The organism is Pseudomonas avellanae BPIC 631, assembly GCF_000444135.1.
Taxonomy (GTDB): Bacteria; Pseudomonadota; Gammaproteobacteria; order Pseudomonadales; family Pseudomonadaceae; genus Aquipseudomonas; species Aquipseudomonas avellanae.
Map to the genome: position 1 here is coordinate 1 of NZ_ATDK01000494.1, position 806 is coordinate 806.

The following is an 806-nucleotide window of genomic DNA, read 5'->3' on the forward strand; positions in this document are numbered from 1 at the left end:
TGTTTTCGAAAAAATCAGCCACCAACTAACGGAAAATTCAAATCTTATCAATAGCTTAGCTTGCAGGTTATGGGTAACTTATTTCGAAAACAGTACACTAGAGTCATGCGCCGTATGACTTAGCACCGAAGAACAATCTTGTGCTGGTTTCTAGTGCGGTTGACACTGTGGACCCTTGGTCCGGTAATCTCAAAGTCAGTCATATTGATTTGAGTATTCCTGGAACGGCAGGTATGGATATCAATATTCATCGAAGCTACGACCTACAGCGTTTAACAGCCGGTCTTGCTGCACCATATAGACAAAGTACGGAATGGACCGCTTTAGGGCCAGGCTGGACAATCGCGGCAGCGCCAAAGATTTATCATGCCACCAATTATCATCTTCGTGATGGCAGCGGGACACCTAACTATTATATGAACTCGACTTTTCAGTTGTGTAGCAATCAAGGTGAACGTGATAACGCCAGATTCAATTTGAGGCTTCCGGACGGTAGTAGCGAAAAATTTTATCGTGTTGCTCCTTATGAAGACAGAACCAAATCAAATTGGCGTTTACGCTGTGATTCAATGGTGCTTACGCTAACGTCTCCATCGGGTGTTCGGTATGACATGGGGCGCGCCGATTTAGACATGAGATTTAGTGCCTCAGTTACATCGCTTCCTATCGAAGATCCAGATTTTACGGAATCTGTTTTTCTGGGCGGCGGCAAAAACTGAGCGCAACACCTGACCAATCCGGTACGGTGAACCTATGTCATATCATGAACTCAGCATTGAAGAACGCATCACGATCCAGTTTGGCCA

General features: G+C 45.2%; 1 protein-coding gene. It reads left to right on the forward strand.

Going from position 1 to position 806, the window contains the following annotated elements:
* Positions 1-233: 233 nt before the first annotated feature.
* The gene (locus DW49_RS1000000132580) at positions 234-719 is read left to right on the forward strand and encodes a hypothetical protein (RefSeq protein WP_147477488.1); all 486 of its coding nucleotides are present in this window, start codon (positions 234-236) and stop codon (positions 717-719) included.
* Positions 720-806 lie beyond the last annotated feature (87 nt).